We start from the raw sequence: 18,508 nt of genomic DNA, 5'->3' as shown, positions 1-18,508 counted from the left end.
CTCTCTCAGAGGTGAAAAGAAGGAAGTGGGGCGTCAGGGCGCATGTAGTGCTCCCAGGTAAGTAATAGTTCGGTCAGCAATAGCTCACGGTTGACAGCGGCGACGTTAAGCAGGCGATCGCGGCAGCGGAAAAGCGACTCGACCATTGCTTGCAGCACAGCGGGCGTGAAACGGTGGGCCAGCTCACCGACGAGCGTCGGATAATCCGTATTGACCAGCGCACCATGGGCGCCATATCGCCATTTCAGCGCGTCCATCAGAAAAGCGGCCAGCCAGTGCAGACGAAACGCCGCTTGTTCATGGTTAAGGGCGGGTAATAATGATAGCCAGTCGCCACCTGCAAGCGCAGCCGAGATCTTCTCGCTAAGTACCTCGCGTTGCTGCCACTGTTCAGGCTGGAGAAGCTCAAGCGCGGCGGCGGGCGCGCCGCCCGTCAGGCGTAATGCTGCATGAATACGCGACGGCTCTGCCTGCGTTTCTCGCTCAAGCCATGCCTGAGCGTAGCGTGCCTCAGGGGGAGCGAGATGCCAGCAGAAGCAGCGGCTGCGAAGCGTCGCAGGCAGCAACTCCGGCTCACGGCAGCCCAGCAAAAACCAGGTGTTTTCCGGCGGCTCTTCCAGCGTTTTCAACAGCGCATTCGCTGCCGCCTCCGTCAGTTGCGCCGCCTCTTTGATCCAGACGACTTTCGCGCCGCCCAGCCGCGCGCGATCGTAGAGCTTTTCGCTGATATCGCGAATAGCGTCAATGCCAAGCGTGGATTTGCCTTTTTCTGGCTCCGCCTGGTAATAGTCCGGATGCGTGCCCGCCTGCATAAGCTGGCAGGCGCGGCACTCACCACAGCTTTTCTGCCCTTGCGGCTGCTGACACATACGCCAGCGGCTTAAGGCGTAGATTAGCGCATCGTCGCCCATGCCTGGCAGCGCGTGAACCAATACCGCATGGTGCCCCCTTCCAGCCTGCCAGTTGCCGACCAGATGTTCAAACGAGGGGCGCAGCCATGGATACCATTTCATTATTGTTGCTCCTGCACCCAGCGCGTGACCGCGGCGCGGATATCGCGGCTGACGGCCTCCAGCGGCTGGCTGGCGTCAATGGTCATGATACGTGGGTCAGCTGCAGCCAGCTCAAGGTAACGGGCGCGCGTGCGGTTAAAGAAGTCGAGTGACTCTTGTTCTATGCGGTCAAGCTCGCCGCGCGCGCGCGCGCGCTCAAGCCCAATGCGAGGATCGACATCAAGATAAAGCGTCAAATCCGGTGCGAAATCACCCAGCACGGCCTGTCGCAGCGTACGCAGTAGCTCACGATCGATACCGCGTCCGCCGCCCTGATAGGCTTGTGTTGAGAGATCATGACGATCGCCAATCACCCATTCGCCGCGCGAAAGCGCAGGCTTAATGACCGTTTCCACAAGTTGCACGCGCGCCGCGTAAAACAGTAGTACCTCGGCGTTATCAGTAATAATTTCATCGCCCACCGATTTAATATCCAGCACCAGGCTGCGAAGCTTTTCTGCCAGCACTGTGCCGCCAGGCTCGCGGGTGAACGTCATCTCAGTGATGCCCAGCGATTTCAGCGTCTCTACTACCAGATTACGCGCGGTGGTTTTTCCGGCACCTTCCAGGCCTTCGATGACAATATATTTACTGCTCATTTTTATCCTTAAGCGCCTTGAGATAATCCTGTACTGCTCGATTATGACTGGCAAGATTAGTGGTGAACGTATGGCCGCCCTTACCGTCCGCCACAAAATAGAGATACGGTGTTTTCGCCGGGTGCGCTGCCGCTTTCAGCGAGGCCTCTCCCGGCATTGCGATGGGACCTGGCGGCAAGCCGCTAATGACATAAGTATTATACGGTGTTGGAGTTTCCAAATCCTTACGGGATAGCTTGCCGTTGTAATTCTTGCCCATGCCATAAATCACGGTCGGATCGGTCTGAAGACGCATGCCGATTCGCAGCCGGTTAATAAAGACTGAGGCCACGCGGTCACGTTCGCTTGCAACCGCGGTCTCTTTCTCGATGATAGATGCCATTGTCACCAGCTGGTTCGGATCCTGATAAGGCAGCCCTTCCATGCGGGCTTTCCACACTTCATCCACCGCTTTCTGCATGCGCTGGTGAGCGCGTTTGAGGATCGTCACATCGGCAGTATTGGCGGTATAAAGCCAGGTATCCGGCCAGAACCATCCTTCCACCCATTCGGGATGTTCAAGCTTTAGCGCCTCAGCGACCGTCGCGTACTCATCATCTTTCAGCGTATGTTTAATATAGGGTGCATCACGAAGCTGTTTTAGCCAGTCGCTCAGTTTCATACCCTCAACGAAGCGAATGGGGAACTGCGCCTCTTTACCGCTTGCGAGTAGCTTCAGGGCATCACGTACAGTCATTTTCGGCGTGAATCGATAAGTGCCCGCTTTAAAATGCGAAAGCTCAGGTTCGATGCGCAGTAACCACTGGAACACACGCGGGCGCTTGATGAGCTTCTCATCATATAACTGCTGGCCAAGCGCCAGGCGCCCCGTGCCCGGTTTAAGCGTAAAAATCGTGTCTTTCGTTATTGGCAAAGGGCTTTGCGCCAGCTGGCGTACTTTCCAGTAACCAACGCCTGCCGCAATGGCAAGCACAAGAACCAGTAGTAGCGCGGCGCGCAACATTTTCTTCATGGGAACCCGGTTATCAGCAATGGGGAATGAGGTAGTTATACAGTTCGCGCGAGGCGTAAGCGTGACCGTCAATCTCACGCACCGGTACCAGAGGCATCAGCGCATTACAGATAAAGATCTCATCGGCCTCTTCCAGCGCGCTGACAGGGGCGTAAATTTCAGACAATCGCCAGGATGACTGATTCAGCAGTCTAATAATATGTCGCCGCATAAGGCCATCAACACCGGCTTGATCGAGACGGGGGGTAAACACCGCTTTTCCTGTACGCCAGAATAAATTAGCCGCACAGCATTCCGTAACCCACCCTTCACTGTCAAGTACCAGAGCTTCATCAGCGGGTGTCTGCTCAAGATGCGTGCGGATAAGAACTTGCTCCAGCCGGTTAAGGTGTTTGATGCCCGCAAGACAGGGATTACGTCCAAGCCGAATGGGACTTAAAGCGAGGCTTACACCGCGTTCACGCCATTCGTCATAAAAGGTCGGATAGAGTGCACGTGAAACAATGCGTGTTGGCGTATCACATCCCTCAATACTGTAACCGCGTTTACCCACGCCACGTGTGATAATGACTTTGACGATCGCCCGGCTCTGCCCCTGGCCGACAAGACGCATTTCATCTCGCAATACCCCGATATCCGGTATCGGGATCGCCAGCCGTTCGCAACCTTCAAGCAGACGCGTCAAATGGTGTTCCAGCAGGTGAATTTGACCATCGCGTACGCAGGCTGTCGTAAAGCAGCCATCACCGAACTGGACAGCGCGATCGGTCGCTGGCAGATAATCCTGAGCGATACCATTAATTAACAACATAGGGGCTCCTGAACGAGTAGCACAGTAGTCTCGCAGGATGATCGATGGGGAGCAAGAGGAAGGAGATATGTACAAAAGCCCGCGCGAAGCGGGCCTTTGAGACGGCTATCAGACCTTTTTAAAGATCAGAGAACCGTTGGTGCCGCCAAAGCCGAAGGAGTTACACAACGTGTATTCCATGCCACTCACCTGACGCGCTTCATGCGGAACGAAATCAAGGTCGCAGCCTTCGTCCGGATTGTCCAGGTTAATGGTTGGCGGAACGGACTGATCGCGCAGCGCGAGGATGGAGTAAATAGATTCTACTGCACCCGCAGCGCCAAGCAGATGGCCGGTCATTGATTTGGTGGAGCTCACCATAACGCGTTTTGCCGCATCACCAAATACCGATTTCACTGCCTGTGCTTCAGCAACATCGCCTGCCGGCGTTGAAGTGCCGTGTGCGTTCACGTAGCCAATTTGGCCGGCGTCGATACCCGCATCACGCAGTGCATGAACCATAGCCAGCGCTGCGCCCGCACCGTTTTCCGGCGGAGAAGTCATGTGATAAGCATCGCTGCTCATCCCAAAACCAACCAGCTCGGCATAAATCTTCGCGCCGCGTTTTTTCGCGTGTTCGTACTCTTCAAGTACGATAATGCCTGCGCCGTCGCCCAGCACAAATCCATCCCTGTCTTTATCCCACGGGCGGCTTGCAGCCTGCGGATTATCGTTGCGGGTGGAAAGCGCACGCGCCGCGCCGAAACCGCCAACGCCAAGCGGCGTGCTGGCTTTTTCCGCGCCACCAGCCAACATCACGTCAGCATCGCCATAGGCGATGATACGCGCCGCATGGCCGATGTTGTGCACGCCTGAAGTACAAGCAGTAGCGATTGAGATGCTGGGACCGCGCAGACCGTACATGATAGTCAGGTGACCTGCCACCATGTTAACAATCGTTGATGGCACGAAGAAGGGGCTGATTTTCCGCGGGCCGCCGTTAACCAGCGAGCTGTGGTTTTCTTCGATGAGGCCAAGGCCGCCGATGCCGGAACCGATAGCCGCGCCGATACGGGAAGCGTTTTCTTCCGTTACTTCAAGGCCGGAATCCTGCATGGCCTGTACGCCGGCGACAATTCCATATTGAATGAAGGCATCCATCTTGCGCTGTTCTTTGCGCGAGATAATCTCTTCACAGTTAAAATCCTTTACTAAGCCAGCAAATTTCGTTGCATAGGCGCTAGTATCGAAATGGTCGATCAGGCTGATGCCACTCTGACCGGCAAGGAGAGCTTTCCAGGTAGACTCTACGGTATTGCCGACAGGAGACAACATGCCCAGTCCGGTCACAACTACACGACGCTTAGACACGTTTGTCCTCCAGGGAGGGATGATATTAGTAGATACTTGTGGGACTAAAAGATAAAACTCAGGCGGTCGAGCGACCGCCTGGAGATGTTCACTTACGCCTGGTGGCCGTTGATGTAATCAATGGCAGCCTGAACGGTGGTGATTTTCTCAGCTTCTTCGTCCGGAATCTCAGTATCAAACTCTTCTTCCAGAGCCATTACCAGCTCAACGGTGTCAAGAGAATCAGCGCCCAGGTCTTCAACGAAGGAAGCATTGTTGGTAACTTCTTCCTGCTTAACGCCCAGCTGTTCGCCGATAATTTTCTTAACGCGTTCTTCGATAGTGCTCATACTCTTAAATTTCCTATCAAAACTCGCTTTCGCGATGGTTTTCGTAGTGTATAAAATGTTGAAAAAGTTGCAACTAAATCCCGGCAGGTCTTACCACGATTTTACGCTATTTTGCGGGCAATTGCCCTGATAACGCAAATAATTTTATTCGTGATTAAACCATGTACATTCCGCCATTGACGTGCAAGGTCTCACCAGTGATGTACCCGGCCTCGTCAGAGGCTAAAAATGCAACCGCGCTGGCGATTTCTTTTGCGTCGCCTAAACGACCCGCAGGAACTTCCGCCAGAATACCCGCACGCTGGTCGTCAGACAGCGCACGCGTCATGTCCGTTTCAATAAAACCCGGAGCAACAACGTTTACTGTAATACCGCGGGACGCAACTTCGCGAGCCAGCGATTTACTGAAACCGATAAGACCCGCTTTCGCCGCAGCGTAGTTGGCCTGACCGGCATTTCCCATGGTACCGACCACAGAACCGATTGTGATAATGCGACCGTGACGCTTTTTCATCATAGCTCGCATTACCGCTTTTGACAGACGGAAAACCGATGACAGGTTGGTTTCGAGAATATCGTTCCACTCGTCATCTTTCATTCGCATTAGCAGGTTGTCACGGGTTATCCCGGCATTATTGACCAGAATATCCACTTCGCCAAATTCTGCGCGAATATTTTCCAGAACGGATTCGATGGATGCCGCATCGGTCACATTCAGCATCAGGCCTTTGCCATTAGCGCCCAGATAATCGCTAATCGCTTGCGCGCCATTTTCGCTGGTAGCAGTGCCGATAACCTTCGCGCCGCGTGCAACCAGGGTTTCTGCGATGGCGCGGCCGATACCGCGGCTTGCACCAGTGACCAGCGCGATTTTTCCTTCAAAGCTCATGGTTTTCCTCGTTTTATTGCGCAAGTGCCGCTGACAGGCTGGCTGGCTCGTTAATTGCCGCTGCCGTCAGGGTGTCAACAATACGTTTCGTCAGGCCAGTTAACACTTTACCTGGGCCGATTTCATACAGCTGTGTAACGCCCTGCGCCGCGATGTACTCGACGCTTTTCGTCCATTGCACCGGGTTGTAGAGCTGGCGCACCAGTGCGTCGCGGATCGCTTCTGCCGACGTTTCACATTTCACGTCGACGTTATTAACGACCGAAATCTGCGGGGCGTTAAATGTAATTTTTTCAAGCTCTGCAGCCAGTTTCTCAGCCGCGGGCTTCATCAGCGCGCAATGTGAAGGCACGCTTACTGGCAGCGGCAGCGCACGCTTGGCGCCTGCGGCTTTACAGGCGATGCCTGCACGTTCAACGGCCTCTTTATGGCCCGCGATAACGACCTGGCCTGGTGAGTTGAAATTCACCGGTGAAACGACCTGGCCTTCTGCCGCGTCTTCACAGGCTTTTGCAATTGCGTCGTCATCCAGCCCGATAATCGCAGCCATAGCACCGGTGCCTTCCGGCACGGCTTCCTGCATAAATTTGCCACGCAGGTCAACCAGACGCACCGCATCAGCGAAATCGATAACGCCCGCGCATACCAGGGCGGAATATTCACCAAGGCTGTGACCAGCCATCAGCGCAGGTGCTTTACCGCCCTGCTCTTGCCATACTCGCCACAGCGCGACAGAAGCGGTCAGCAGCGCAGGCTGCGTCTGCCAGGTTTTGTTCAGTTCTTCTGCCGGGCCTTGCTGCACCAGCGCCCAAAGATCATAGCCCAGCGCCGCAGAAGCTTCGCGAAAGGTCGCTTCAATAACGGGAAAATTTGCCGCCATGTCAGACAGCATTCCCACAGCCTGAGAGCCCTGGCCTGGAAATACAAAAGCAAATTGCGTCATTTTTTTATCCTTCTCGATTAAAAACGAACCAGCGCGGAACCCCAGGTGAAGCCGCCGCCGAACGCCTCAAGCAGGACCAGTTGGCCCCGCTGAATACGCCCGTCACGCACCGCTTCATCCAACGCGCAAGGCACGGAAGCCGCAGAGGTGTTGCCGTGTCGGTCGAGGGTCACAACGACATTGTCCATCGACATACCGAGTTTTTTTGCCGTCGCGCTGATAATACGGAGGTTCGCCTGATGCGGCACCAGCCAGTCGAGAGAAGCGCGATCCAACTGATTCGCTTCCAGCGTCTCGTCGACGATATGGGCAAGTTCAGTCACCGCGACTTTAAACACTTCGTTTCCGGCCATGGTCAGGAAGGTTGGGCTGTCCGGATTCACGCGATCCTGGTTTGGCAGGGTTAAAAGCTCGCCGTAGCTGCCATCAGCATGCAGATGCGTAGAAAGAATACCTGGCTCTTCGCTCGCGCCAAGTACAGCAGCGCCTGCACCATCACCGAAAAGGATGATCGTGCCACGATCGTTAGGATCAAGTGTGCGTGCCAGTGCATCGGATCCGATCACCAACGCGTTCTTTACCGCGCCAGATTTAACATATTGATCCGCAATGCTCAGTGCATAAGTAAAACCGGCGCATGCCGCGGCGACGTCAAATGCCGGGCAGCCTTTAATGCCCAGCATGCCCTGTACCTGGCACGCCGCGCTCGGGAAAGCGTGCGTGGCGGAGGTCGTGGCGACGATGATCAGGCCAATCTGTGTTTTGTCGATGCCGGCCATGTCAATTGCACGCAAGGCAGCTTCGTAGCCCATCGTGGCGACCGTCTCGTCTGGCGCCGCAATGCGACGCTCGCGAATACCGGTGCGAGTGACAATCCACTCGTCAGAGGTTTCCACCATTTTTTCCAGATCGGCGTTCGTCCGCACTTGTTCAGGCAGGTAGCTGCCTGTACCAATAATCTTCGTATACATGTACGCTCAGTCACTCTTGGGTAATACAGATTCCAGGCGAGCGGCAATCCGCTGAGGAATTTGTCGCTGCACCGCCTGCACTGCCTGTTCAATCGCGACCGCAAAAGCTCGCTGATTGGCTGCACCATGGCTCTTAATCACCGTGCCGCGCAATCCTAACAGACAGGCGCCATTATACTGGTCGGGGTTGAGGTGACTGAATCGCCTTGAAAGGCTTTTTTGTAACCAACGCTTTAATAAAAGCCACCACCACGACCGTTTTTTCCCTTCGCCCTGCGATTTGAGCAGCGAAAGAAACATCCTGACAACACCTTCCATCGTTTTTAGCGTGACGTTACCGACAAAACCGTCGCAAACCAGGACATCCGTTTTGCCGGTCAGTAATTCATTGGCTTCGAGATAACCGATATAATTTAACGATGGCACAGCTTTTAACAACGCGGCAGCTTCACGGATACTATCAAGCCCCTTCGTTTCTTCTTCACCGATATTGAGCAACGCGACACGCGGATTTTCGATGCCCAGCACCTCTTCCGCCATCACCGAACCCATGATCGCAAACTGCGCGAGCATTGTACTGTCGCAATCGACGTTGGCGCCTAAATCCAACACCACCGTTTTCCCCTTCTGCTGGTGCGGTAACACCGTCATCAACGCGGGGCGCTCAATGCCGTCAATAGGCTTTAGCAAAAGTTTGGCAAGTCCCATCAGCGCTCCGGTATTTCCGGCGCTGATGCAGGCCTGCGCGCGTCCCTCTTTGACCAGCTCAAGCGCAATACGCATCGAGCTGCCACGGCTGTTACGTACAGCCTGCGAAGGGCGGACATCACTGGCAATAACCGATTCTGCCGCAATGATCTGCAGCCGCGAACGTTGTTCAAAATCAGCTCTGGCAAGTAATGGCGTGATGGCGTCGGGATCACCGACTAAAAGAAGATGCAAATGTGGATCAGAATTCAGTGCCTGCAATGCTGCAGGCACTGTCACGGCAGGACCAAAATCCCCGCCCATGACATCTAACGCCAGGGTTAGAGGTGTCAAGGTATCGCCAGGTTACGGTTATCCCCGCTTGAGCGGGGAAAGCGCACTAAGCTTAATCACGCTTACGCGCGATTACTTAGTGATAACCTTGCGACCGCGGTAGTAACCGTCGGCGGTGATGTGGTGACGCAGATGGGTTTCACCAGAAGTTTTGTCTACAGACAGGCTGGTGACAGCGGTCAGCGCGTCATGAGAACGACGCATACCGCGCTTGGAACGAGTGGGTTTATTCTGTTGTACGGCCATGGACCTTACTCCTCAATTACGGCTTATTCCTGCTCGCGCGGGAATCGCCAATTACTTACGCTTTAAATTGGCTAACACGGCAAATGGATTTGGTTTCTGTGCCTCTTCAGGCAGTTCACCAAAGACCATGTCCGCCTCGGACACTTCACAGTGTTCAGAATCATGCACCGGAACTACAGGCAGGGCGAGGATTAATTCATCCTCAACCGTCGCCAGCAGGTCGATTTCACCGAATTCATTCACTTCAATCGGCTCATACGCTTCCGGGAGTGCTTCTGCCTGATCGTCGTTAGAGATCGGGCTGAAACAATACGTTGTGTGAACATGATGACTAAACGGCTGACCGCAACGCTGGCATGCGAGCGTTACCGTAACCGTTGCATCACCTTTAAACACGGCGAGACGCTGGTTATCGATAGCGAACGACATGGAGCATTCGACATCACTGTCCACACTGACCACAGATTCGGCGATACGCTCTACCTGTTCAGGAGTATAGATACCCTGGTAATCGAGGCGTTTTTGAGCCGTACGAACCGGATCAAGAGTCAGGGGTAATTTTACCTTTTGCATAGGGCGCGCATATTAACTTTGTAACGTCATAGAGTCAAAGAAAAAGGCGGGTTTGAAACACCTTTTACCATTTATTCGCACACATTGCGGCCGACAGTTTAAAATAGCGCTCATCGATACGCTATCTTTCACTGAAAAATATGACCTCAATCGTACTGGCTTCCACATCGCCGTTTCGCCGCACTCTCTTAGAAAAGCTGGGCTTACCGTTTGAAACCGCAGCACCCGAGACTGACGAAACCCCACTCGCGAAGGAAACTGCACAACAATTAGTATTAAGACTGGCTTTACAAAAAGCGCAAGCGCTGCGGGAGAATTATCCCCGGCATTTGATTATTGGCAGCGATCAGGTTTGCGTGCTGAATAATACCATTACCGGTAAACCGCACACGTTTGAAAATGCTGTTAAGCAGTTGCGTCAGGCAAGCGGACAGGTTGTCACCTTTTATACCGGCATTGCGCTTTATAATAGCGCCACCGGTGTGCAGCAATGTGATTGTGAACCTTTTCACGTCCATTTTCGCACACTCAGCGAGACAGAAATTGAAAACTACCTGCATCGTGAGGCGCCATGGCAATGTGCGGGCAGCTTTAAAAGCGAAGGGCTTGGTATCACGCTCTTTGACAGGCTCGACGGACGTGATCCGAACACCCTGATTGGCCTGCCGCTGATTCGCCTGTGTGAAATGCTCCGCCGCGAAGGTGTCGATCCCCTCTCCCACCGTTAGATGCCAGAAAGCAAAAAGCCCTGCATCGCAGGGCTTTTTTTATTACAGGGCGGCTTACTGCATTTCCGCCAGCTGACGTGCAACGGCCAGCAGTTCCTGCTGTTTTTCGCGCATCGCGGTCAGTTTTTCGTTGAACAGATCCAACTGCTTCTGGTCAGTAAACTGCGCCATCGCGCCGGTGTACTGTACTTTATTGCCGAGGCTGTTCAGGTAGTTGCCGATATCCAGCGCCTGGCCAAGAATGGCGTCGGTTAGAGAGAGCGTCTGGGTCAGCAGCGCGTTAGGACGCACCACGGTTTTCTGATAAGCCTGATCAAAGACCGTTTTCAGGTCCTCCGGCTGTTTCAGTTTGGAATAACGGTCTTCCACGCTTTTCATGGTATCCGCGCGTTTCGTTTCGATATTCCCCAGTTCTTTACGGGATTTTTCGATAGTCTCGCGTTTTTCCACCATATCTTTTGCGCTGGACACGCCGCGCATCTGACGCATGGCCTGATCGTTGCCTGAAAACGCAGCAGTCATTTCATTGGAGTAATCACTCAGGATCGCGTAATCGTCCGCGTACTTGCCAAAGCTCTCTTTTTCCTGCGCGGTCAGCGTCGGAACCGACAGCGTTTTGGACGGCAGAATACGGGTCTGAAGGAACTGAATAAAGGCTTTACGCTGTTCCGGTTCTTTATTGTTATCGCACCCTGCGAGCTGCCACACCATGCCTGTCAGAAACAGGGTAAAGAAAACACGTTTCCATGTCCGGGAATGTAACCAGGCCATTTTTATCTCCATGCGGTTGTATATGTATAAAAAAACACCCGGCCGGAGCCGGGTGTTCAGTGTAGTTCATTTCATAACGCAGCGCGGGGATGCCAGACGAGAACTACTACATTCAGGAGGCTTTCAGCCGCCCGCACGCAACACTTTCAGACAAGTCTTAAGCTCATCATCCATGGGCGCCTCTACGCGCATCGTCTCGCCAGTGCCTGGGTGTTCAAAACGCAGCGCTGCCGCATGCAGAAACAGGCGATTCAAACCAGTCGCGGCTAACTGTGCATCAAACGCCCGATCGCCATAGCGATCGTCAAAAGCAATAGGGTGACCGGCAAACTGGGTGTGAACACGGATCTGATGGGTGCGACCCGTCACAGGGCTACAGCGTACCAGCGTCGCGTTCGCAAACCGCTCTTCGACCTTAAAACGGGTTTCTGACGGTTTGCCTTCCTGGTTCACACGCACAATACGCTCGCCGCTTTGCAGAATATTTTTCAGGAGCGGCGCCTGGACGCTTTTCACATGTGACTGCCACTGGCCGCGCACCAGTGCCAGATAATCTTTCTGCATCCCCTTCTGGCGTAACTGCTCATGCAGTGAACGCAGCGCCGAGCGCTTTTTGGCTACCAACAGCACGCCGGATGTATCACGGTCGAGTCGATGCACCAGCTCCAGAAAACGTGCTTCGGGGCGTAGCGCGCGCAAGCCTTCAATCACGCCGAAACTCAGCCCGCTGCCGCCGTGAACCGCCGTACCGGACGGTTTATTCAGCACCAGAATATGATCATCTTCATAAAGGATAACGTCGCTTAGCGCCGCTACCTTTTGCAGGTGGGGAGAAACAGCTTCCTCTTCACGTTCCGCCACACGAACCGGTGGGATGCGCACTTCATCGCCCGCCTCAAGCTTGTACTCCGGCTTGATACGTTTTTTGTTCACCCGCACTTCGCCTTTGCGAACGATGCGGTAAATCATACTTTTGGGCACGCCTTTAAGCTGCGTGCGCAAAAAATTGTCGATACGCTGCCCTGCCTCATCGGCGGAAATGGCAACGATTTTTACGGATGGCGTCTCTGTTTTCATGGTGCGCGATTCTAAATACCGGATGCCCGTAGCGCCACACATTTTTATATGCTTATATTTAGTAACTCATCGATTCACACAGCTAATGAGTTCTTTTTGTCACCGCTTCGGCGGAACCGACGAACAAGAAGTTAAAAAACTGTGAGTAAGTCGGTGATAAAGGGCAAAAGTCAGCTTGCTATATCAAGCTTAGCAATGGAATAATGCGACTGTTTTCCGTGTTGAGACTTGTTTAGACAAGGAATTTTGCGGAATTACCAGTTTTGCCTGACAGTCCTTCCACGCGGCAATGGCGTAAGACGTGTTGAACTTTCAGGCAGTTAGCGGGCTGCGGGTTGCAGCCTGGCCGGTAAAGGGAAGCTTCCGGAGAAACAATCCCGGTCATTCCTCTGATAATTGCGCTGTATTTCCACCTGAAATACAGGCTACCGACACTCTGCGCCTCTTAAGCGTTCGACAACCGGGAGGTTGACGGCGCGAACAGTCACGAGGCCATCGGTTCACTCCCGGTCAGCGTCACCATGCCCGCAGCTTTGTCGTCAATGTAAGAATAACGAGTAAGTTACGATGAAAAGAATGCTAATTAACGCAACTCAGCAGGAAGAGTTGCGCGTCGCCCTCGTGGATGGGCAACGTCTGTACGACCTGGATATCGAAAGTCCTGGACACGAGCAGAAAAAAGCGAACATCTACAAAGGCAAAATTACCCGCATTGAACCCAGTCTCGAAGCCGCATTTGTTGATTATGGCGCCGAAAGACACGGTTTCCTCCCTTTAAAAGAAATCGCCCGCGAATACTTCCCTGCCAGCTATGCCTCTCATGGTCGTCCGAACATTAAAGATGTCTTGCGCGAAGGCCAGGAAGTCATCGTTCAGATCGATAAAGAAGAACGTGGCAACAAAGGCGCGGCGCTGACAACTTTTATCAGCCTTGCGGGCAGTTACCTCGTGCTGATGCCGAACAATCCACGTGCAGGCGGTATCTCTCGCCGTATTGAAGGTGACGATCGCACCGAGCTTAAAGAAGCCCTTTCCAGCCTCGAACTGCCTGACGGCATGGGGTTGATTGTGCGCACCGCAGGCGTTGGTAAATCTGCCGAAGCGCTGCAGTGGGATTTAAGCTTCCGCCTTAAGCACTGGGAAGCCATTCAAAAAGCCGCTGAAAACCGTCCGGCACCGTTCCTTATCCATCAGGAAAGTAACGTTATCGTACGCGCGTTCCGCGACTATCTTCGTCAGGACATCGGCGAAATCCTTATCGATAACCCGAAAGTGCTTGAGCTGGCCCGTCAGCACATCGCCGCGCTGGGTCGTCCGGATTTCAGCAGCAAAATTAAGCTCTACACCGGTGAAATTCCGCTGTTCAGCCACTATCAAATTGAATCCCAGATTGAGTCAGCCTTCCAGCGCGAAGTACGTCTGCCGTCCGGCGGCTCGATTGTTATCGACACCACCGAAGCGCTGACCGCAATCGATATCAACTCCGCACGCGCAACCCGCGGCGGCGATATCGAAGAAACCGCGTTCAACACCAACCTGGAAGCGGCAGATGAAATCGCCCGTCAGCTGCGCCTGCGCGACTTAGGCGGTCTGATCGTTATCGACTTCATCGATATGACCCCGGTACGCCATCAGCGCGCGGTAGAAAACCGCCTGCGCGAAGCCGTACGACAGGACCGCGCGCGTATTCAAATCAGCCATATTTCCCGCTTTGGTCTGCTGGAGATGTCCCGCCAGCGCCTGAGCCCGTCGCTTGGCGAATCCAGCCATCATGTCTGCCCGCGTTGTAGCGGCACCGGCACCATCCGCGATAACGAATCTCTGTCGCTTTCTATTCTGCGTCTGATTGAAGAAGAAGCGCTGAAAGAGAACACGCAGGAAGTTCACGCTATCGTTCCCGTGCCTATCGCCTCTTATTTGCTCAACGAAAAGCGCGAAGCCATTACGGCTATCGAAACGCGCCAGGGTGGCGTGCGCTGCGTGATCGTGCCAAACGATCAGATGGAAACTCCGCACTACTCCGTGCTGCGCGTGCGTAAAGGCGAAGAGACCCATACGCTAAGTTACATGCTGCCGAAACTGCATGAAGAAGCGATGGCGCTGCCGTCTGAAGAAGAATACGCCGAGCGTAAACGTCCTGAGCAGCCGGCACTGGCTACCTTCGTCATGCCAGACGTGCCGCCAGCGCCGCCAGAATCCAGCGCCCCGAAAGCCGCCGCACCGGTAGCCCAGCCGACACCAGCGCAAGCGCCTGCGAAAGAAGGCTTCCTGAGCCGCGCTATCAGCGCGCTGAAGAGCCTGTTCGCCAGCGAACCACAGGTACAGCCTGCCGCAAGCGAGCCGGAACAGCAGCCAGCGAAAAACCGCGACGAGAAGCAGCAAGAGCGTCGTAATGGCCGCCGTCAGAATAATCGTCGCGATCGCAACGACCGTAATGATCGCAGCGACCGTGGCGAGCGTCCGTCCCGTGATAATCGCGATAACCGTGACAACAGCGAAGCGCGCGAAGAGAACCGCCGTAACCGCCGTGAGAAACAGCAGCAGAACGCCGAAGTGCGTGAAAGCCGCGCGCCGGTTGCGGAAGATGCCGCTGAGAAACCAAAAGCACGTGACGAGCAGCAGTCACCTCGCCGCGATCGCAACCGTCGCCGCTCTGAAGAGAAACGTCAGGCGCAGCAGGAAGTCAGCGAGCTGAACCGTGACGAGGCTGTTGAAGAGACCGAACAGGAAGATCGCGTTGTTCAGGTGATGCCGCGCCGTAAACCGCGTCAGCTGAGCCAGAAAGTGCGTATCGAATCGGTATCGGATGTTATTGAGCAGGCCGAGGCGCCAGCACCGGTTGCCGAAACGCAACAGGAAGACACTGCCCCACTGGCGCTGCCAGCGAATGTGGAAGCGCCAGCTGCCTCTGACGAGAACGCCCACTCCGGCAGTGAGAACGCCGGTATGCCGCGTCGTTCACGTCGCTCTCCGCGTCACCTGCGTGTCAGCGGCCAGCGCCGCCGTCGCTATCGTGACGAGCGTTACCCGACACAGTCGCCGATGCCGCTGACCGTCGCATGCGCGTCGCCGGAGATGGCCTCTGGTAAAGTCTGGATCCGCTACCCACTGCCGCGTGCGCAGGAGCAGGATGAGCAGCAGACGCTGGAGCAGAACACCGCGCCGGTCGCTGAAACCTCAACGGTAACCGCGCCGGTTGAACCAGTCGCTGAAGCCGTAGTAGTGGAGCCGTCGGTTGCAGAAAGCGCGCCGCAGGCGCCGGTCGTGGAAACGACCCATCCTGAAGCGATCGAAGCACCGGTTGACGCACAGCCGCAGCTCATCGAGCCGCAGGATCAGGCCGTCGCCGAACAGGTTGCGCAGGAAGCCGTTGCGGCTGACGCGCCGGTTGCTGATGACGCCACCCGCGTTAACGCCGCCGCTGAGATGGCAGAAAGCGCGCCGTCGCAGGAACCGCAGCCGCAAGCCATCGCTGACGAACCGGTAAAAGCGCCTGAAGCCGCACCGGCCACTGAAGCGAAAGCACCGGTTATCGAAGTGAAAGCGCCTGTCGTCGCTTCTGCGCCGATGACCCGCGCACCGGCACCGGACTATGTGCCTGAGCCGCCGCGTCACAGCGACTGGGTTCGCCCGACATTCGAGTTCAGCGGTAAAGGTTCAGCGGGCGGCCACAGCGCCACCCAACAGGCCTCAGCCCCTGCAACGCGTCCTCAGCCGGTGGAGTAACCCTCCCCGCACAAAAAAGCCGGTCTCTGACCGGCTTTTTTATTGTCTGCTTTACGCTAACGTTTTGGTGTGGTGACCTGCCGCATGCCTGCAAGCTCGGGCATTACCGCTTTCATCAGTTCGAGAAAACGCCGCAGCCGCGCTGGATAATAGCGCGCCCACGGGTAGAGCAGATATACGGGCAACGGCGGCGCCTGCCAGGCTGGCAACAGTTGCACCAGCCGTCCTTCACGCAGATCATCCTCTACCACCCACGCGGAGACCATGCCCGCGCCCAGCCCGTTCAGGATAGTGCGGCGCACCGCGTACAGGCTGTCGGAGCTTAAACGCGGCACAACCGGGAATGCCTGACGCTCGCCGGTCACGGCATGATTAAGCACGACTTCGCGACGATAAAACGTACTGAGCGCCACCCACGGCAGTGCCGCAAGATCCTCAATCGCGTTCACCGCCGGATAACGCGCCAGCAGCGCCGGCGTCGCCACGACGATACGCGGCACCTCAGCGAGCTGTACGGCAATCACGGACGGATCGACATCCGGCCCGACATGCAGTGCGCAGTCAATATTATCCCCAATAAAATCTGGCGATTTATCGTTGAGCATCCACTCCACGCAGAGCCCTGGGTAGCGTGTTAAAAATTCCGTCAGTGGATCAATAAGCTGGTCCTGGCCGAAGGCATGTGGCGCACGCACGCGTAGTACGCCGACGGGTTCGCCTTCAGCATTTTTGATTTCATCTTCCAGCGCCTGCCAGCTCGCCATGACGCTGCGGGCATGCTGATAGCAACGCTCACCGTCATCAGTGAGCTTCATTGCATGCGTGGTACGCAGCAATAGCCTGGCGCCCAGCAGATCTTCGAGTGACTTCAGACGGCGGCTGACGGTCGCCTGCGTGGTATTCATCTGCACGGCCGCCGCCGAGAGCGAGCCGCTCTCAATAATGCGCACAAACGTGTGCATCAGCTCCACCCGATCTATACGCTCAATGCCCATGAATTTTTCTCTGGTTATACGTTACATGTATAACCGTTTTATCATGTCGGCCTCTACCGCGCCAGCCGCTGCTCGCTGACAATCAACCCGTACTGATTACTCACGAGGGTTTGACCATGAATAACCATAATGACACTGCACACCGCGCCCCTGGGCTCTCACGCCTGTTAATACTGATTCTGGCTATCGCGACGGGCCTGAGCGTCGCATCTATTTACTACGCACAGCCGATTCTGCCGCTGATAGGCAGCGAGCTTCATCTTGGTGTTGACGGCATGGGGCTTATCCCGACGCTGACCCAGGCGGGCTACGCCCTCGGCATTCTGTTTCTGCTGCCACTGGGCGACCGCCATGACCGTCGTACATTAATTCTGGTGAAATGTCTGGCGCTGGCCGTCATGCTTGCGCTCTACAGTTTTAGCGGCGGCCTGCACAGCCTGCTCATACTCAGCCTGCTGGTAGGTATGATGGCGACCATGGCGCAGGATATCGTGCCCGCCGCCGCTATTCTTTCGCCTGCAGGGCAGCAGGGGAAAATTGTCGGCACCGTCATGACTGGCCTGTTGCTCGGTATTCTGCTCTCCCGCTCGGTGAGCGGCGTTATCAGCGCTGCATTCGGCTGGCGCGTCATGTATCAGCTTGCCGCCGCGAGCATTGCGCTGATTGGGCTGGTTCTGTGGCGTGTGCTGCCGCGCTTTGAAACCCACGCGACGCTGAGCTACCCGGCGCTGCTGCACTCCATGGGCGGTTTGTGGAAACGCTATCCGACGCTTCGCGGCGCAGCGCTGGCGCAGGGTTTTCTCTCCATCGGTTTTAGCGCTTTCTGGTCAATGCTTGCGGTAATGCTCAGTGAACATTTCCACATGGGCAGCGCAGTGGCCGGAGCATTTGGTCTGGCAGGCGCAGCGGGGGCACTGGCCGCACCGCTCTCCGGCGCGCTCTCTGACCGCTTCGGCCCGGCGCGCGTCACGCAGCTCGGTAGTCTGCTGGTAATGGTGTCATTCGCCGCCATGTTCGCCATGCCGCTGCTCTCGCCCACCATGCAACTGCTGCTGATTGCGCTTGCGGCCGTTGGTTTCGATTTAGGTTTGCAGTCTTCGCTGGTTGCGCATCAGACGCTGGTATATAGCCTTGAGCCAAAAGCGCGTGGCCGTCTGAATGCCCTGCTCTTCACCGGGGTGTTTGTAGGTATGGCGCTGGGGTCGTTGCTTGGCAGTAAAGCCTGGGAGCTTGGCGGCTGGTCTGCGGTGGTGGCGCTGGCCACAGGCGTAAGCGGAGTGGCGCTGGCCATCCGCCTGATGCAAAAATCACGTCCGGCTGGTTTCGCCGCTGGGCAGGCAGCAGAACGGTAGACAAAAAAAAGCCCGCTTCGGGGTGATGAAGCGGGCACATAAA

The 18,508-nt window shown here is 55.5% G+C and carries 18 protein-coding genes; 3 read left to right on the top strand and 15 right to left on the bottom strand.

Annotation, left to right across the window (positions count from 1 at the left end; translation table 11 throughout):
* Positions 1–5: 5 nt before the first annotated feature.
* From holB to yceD, 12 genes are all read right to left on the bottom strand, one after another.
* The gene (holB, locus tag AFK62_RS07850) at positions 6–1,013 is read right to left on the bottom strand and encodes a DNA polymerase III subunit delta' (RefSeq protein WP_007670667.1); all 1,008 of its coding nucleotides are present in this window, start codon (positions 1,011–1,013) and stop codon (positions 6–8) included.
* Entirely contained in the window at positions 1,013–1,651 is a 639-nt protein-coding gene (tmk, locus tag AFK62_RS07845; protein WP_007670664.1) for a dTMP kinase, read from the bottom strand. Before tmk ends, holB begins: the two co-directional genes overlap by 1 nt.
* Positions 1,641–2,663, bottom strand: coding sequence for a cell division protein YceG (gene yceG / locus AFK62_RS07840; RefSeq protein ID WP_007670662.1), 1,023 nt, complete (start codon positions 2,661–2,663; stop codon positions 1,641–1,643). Before yceG ends, tmk begins: the two co-directional genes overlap by 11 nt.
* Before the next feature lie 13 nt (positions 2,664–2,676).
* Entirely contained in the window at positions 2,677–3,474 is a 798-nt protein-coding gene (gene pabC, locus AFK62_RS07835; protein WP_032984309.1) for an aminodeoxychorismate lyase, read from the bottom strand.
* Positions 3,475–3,582: 108 nt separating this feature from the next.
* Positions 3,583–4,824, bottom strand: coding sequence for a beta-ketoacyl-ACP synthase II (gene fabF / locus AFK62_RS07830; RefSeq protein WP_032984307.1), 1,242 nt, complete (start codon positions 4,822–4,824; stop codon positions 3,583–3,585).
* 92 nt (positions 4,825–4,916) lie between these two features.
* On the bottom strand, positions 4,917–5,153 hold the full coding sequence (gene acpP, locus AFK62_RS07825; protein WP_000103754.1) for an acyl carrier protein: 237 nt from the start codon (positions 5,151–5,153) through the stop codon (positions 4,917–4,919).
* A gap of 154 nt (positions 5,154–5,307) precedes the next feature.
* Complete coding sequence (gene fabG, locus AFK62_RS07820; protein ID WP_007670647.1) at positions 5,308–6,042, bottom strand: 3-oxoacyl-ACP reductase FabG; 735 nt, start codon at positions 6,040–6,042, stop codon at positions 5,308–5,310.
* 13 nt (positions 6,043–6,055) lie between these two features.
* A complete protein-coding gene (fabD, locus tag AFK62_RS07815) occupies positions 6,056–6,985 on the bottom strand; it encodes an ACP S-malonyltransferase (protein ID WP_007670644.1) in 930 nt (309 codons plus the stop codon).
* A gap of 17 nt (positions 6,986–7,002) precedes the next feature.
* Positions 7,003–7,956 (bottom strand): beta-ketoacyl-ACP synthase III, encoded by a 954-nt coding sequence (locus AFK62_RS07810; RefSeq protein WP_007670641.1) that lies wholly within the window; start codon positions 7,954–7,956, stop codon positions 7,003–7,005.
* Positions 7,957–7,962: 6 nt separating this feature from the next.
* Positions 7,963–8,997, bottom strand: a complete 1,035-nt coding sequence (plsX, locus tag AFK62_RS07805) for a phosphate acyltransferase PlsX (RefSeq protein ID WP_071884300.1) — start codon at positions 8,995–8,997, stop codon at positions 7,963–7,965.
* A gap of 72 nt (positions 8,998–9,069) precedes the next feature.
* Positions 9,070–9,243, bottom strand: coding sequence for a 50S ribosomal protein L32 (rpmF, locus tag AFK62_RS07800; protein WP_004385196.1), 174 nt, complete (start codon positions 9,241–9,243; stop codon positions 9,070–9,072).
* 51 nt (positions 9,244–9,294) lie between these two features.
* Positions 9,295–9,816: a 23S rRNA accumulation protein YceD gene (yceD, locus tag AFK62_RS07795; RefSeq protein ID WP_007670631.1), complete on the bottom strand. Its 522-nt coding sequence runs from the start codon at positions 9,814–9,816 to the stop codon at positions 9,295–9,297.
* Between the two features lie 140 nt (positions 9,817–9,956).
* On the opposite strand from yceD, the gene AFK62_RS07790 reads away from it, so the two are divergent.
* Positions 9,957–10,544 carry a Maf family protein gene (locus AFK62_RS07790; protein WP_007670629.1) on the top strand — a complete coding sequence of 196 codons (588 nt, stop codon included), beginning with the start codon at positions 9,957–9,959 and terminating at the stop codon, positions 10,542–10,544.
* Between the two features lie 54 nt (positions 10,545–10,598).
* Here AFK62_RS07790 and AFK62_RS07785 read toward each other — a convergent pair whose 3' ends face one another.
* On the bottom strand, positions 10,599–11,315 hold the full coding sequence (locus tag AFK62_RS07785; RefSeq protein ID WP_007670627.1) for a DUF3053 family protein: 717 nt from the start codon (positions 11,313–11,315) through the stop codon (positions 10,599–10,601).
* Positions 11,316–11,438: 123 nt separating this feature from the next.
* Positions 11,439–12,392, bottom strand: a complete 954-nt coding sequence (rluC, locus tag AFK62_RS07780; RefSeq protein ID WP_007670626.1) for a 23S rRNA pseudouridine(955/2504/2580) synthase RluC — start codon at positions 12,390–12,392, stop codon at positions 11,439–11,441.
* A 567-nt stretch (positions 12,393–12,959) separates the two neighbouring features.
* Between rluC and rne the strand changes: the two genes are divergently transcribed.
* On the top strand, positions 12,960–16,118 hold the full coding sequence (gene rne, locus AFK62_RS07775) for a ribonuclease E (protein ID WP_007670625.1): 3,159 nt from the start codon (positions 12,960–12,962) through the stop codon (positions 16,116–16,118).
* 56 nt (positions 16,119–16,174) lie between these two features.
* Here rne and AFK62_RS07770 read toward each other — a convergent pair whose 3' ends face one another.
* Positions 16,175–17,113, bottom strand: a complete 939-nt coding sequence (locus tag AFK62_RS07770) for a LysR family transcriptional regulator (protein WP_007670624.1) — start codon at positions 17,111–17,113, stop codon at positions 16,175–16,177.
* A 116-nt stretch (positions 17,114–17,229) separates the two neighbouring features.
* On the opposite strand from AFK62_RS07770, the gene AFK62_RS07765 reads away from it, so the two are divergent.
* On the top strand, positions 17,230–18,465 hold the full coding sequence (locus tag AFK62_RS07765; protein WP_007670622.1) for an MFS transporter: 1,236 nt from the start codon (positions 17,230–17,232) through the stop codon (positions 18,463–18,465).
* The last annotated feature ends 43 nt before the right edge of the window (positions 18,466–18,508 follow it).

Source organism: Cronobacter condimenti 1330 (assembly GCF_001277255.1).
Lineage (GTDB): Bacteria > Pseudomonadota > Gammaproteobacteria > Enterobacterales > Enterobacteriaceae > Cronobacter > Cronobacter condimenti.
The sequence above is the reverse complement of the archived record's forward strand: the minus strand, read 5'-3'. Positions and strand labels throughout refer to the sequence as shown.

Excerpts from the sequence above, each read along its gene's own strand:
- holB (WP_007670667.1), bottom strand. The coding sequence starts at position 1,013 with ATGAAATGGTATCCATGGCTGCGCCCCTCGTTTGAACATCTGGTCGGC.
- tmk (WP_007670664.1), bottom strand. The coding sequence starts at position 1,651 with ATGAGCAGTAAATATATTGTCATCGAAGGCCTGGAAGGTGCCGGAAAA.
- yceG (WP_007670662.1), bottom strand. The coding sequence starts at position 2,663 with ATGAAGAAAATGTTGCGCGCCGCGCTACTACTGGTTCTTGTGCTTGCC.
- pabC (WP_032984309.1), bottom strand. The coding sequence starts at position 3,474 with ATGTTGTTAATTAATGGTATCGCTCAGGATTATCTGCCAGCGACCGAT.
- acpP (WP_000103754.1), bottom strand. The coding sequence starts at position 5,153 with ATGAGCACTATCGAAGAACGCGTTAAGAAAATTATCGGCGAACAGCTG.
- fabG (WP_007670647.1), bottom strand. The coding sequence starts at position 6,042 with ATGAGCTTTGAAGGAAAAATCGCGCTGGTCACTGGTGCAAGCCGCGGT.
- fabD (WP_007670644.1), bottom strand. The coding sequence starts at position 6,985 with ATGACGCAATTTGCTTTTGTATTTCCAGGCCAGGGCTCTCAGGCTGTG.
- AFK62_RS07810 (WP_007670641.1), bottom strand. The coding sequence starts at position 7,956 with ATGTATACGAAGATTATTGGTACAGGCAGCTACCTGCCTGAACAAGTG.
- rpmF (WP_004385196.1), bottom strand. The coding sequence starts at position 9,243 with ATGGCCGTACAACAGAATAAACCCACTCGTTCCAAGCGCGGTATGCGT.
- yceD (WP_007670631.1), bottom strand. The coding sequence starts at position 9,816 with ATGCAAAAGGTAAAATTACCCCTGACTCTTGATCCGGTTCGTACGGCT.
- AFK62_RS07790 (WP_007670629.1), top strand. The coding sequence starts at position 9,957 with ATGACCTCAATCGTACTGGCTTCCACATCGCCGTTTCGCCGCACTCTC.
- AFK62_RS07785 (WP_007670627.1), bottom strand. The coding sequence starts at position 11,315 with ATGGCCTGGTTACATTCCCGGACATGGAAACGTGTTTTCTTTACCCTG.
- rluC (WP_007670626.1), bottom strand. The coding sequence starts at position 12,392 with ATGAAAACAGAGACGCCATCCGTAAAAATCGTTGCCATTTCCGCCGAT.
- rne (WP_007670625.1), top strand. The coding sequence starts at position 12,960 with ATGAAAAGAATGCTAATTAACGCAACTCAGCAGGAAGAGTTGCGCGTC.
- AFK62_RS07770 (WP_007670624.1), bottom strand. The coding sequence starts at position 17,113 with ATGGGCATTGAGCGTATAGATCGGGTGGAGCTGATGCACACGTTTGTG.
- AFK62_RS07765 (WP_007670622.1), top strand. The coding sequence starts at position 17,230 with ATGAATAACCATAATGACACTGCACACCGCGCCCCTGGGCTCTCACGC.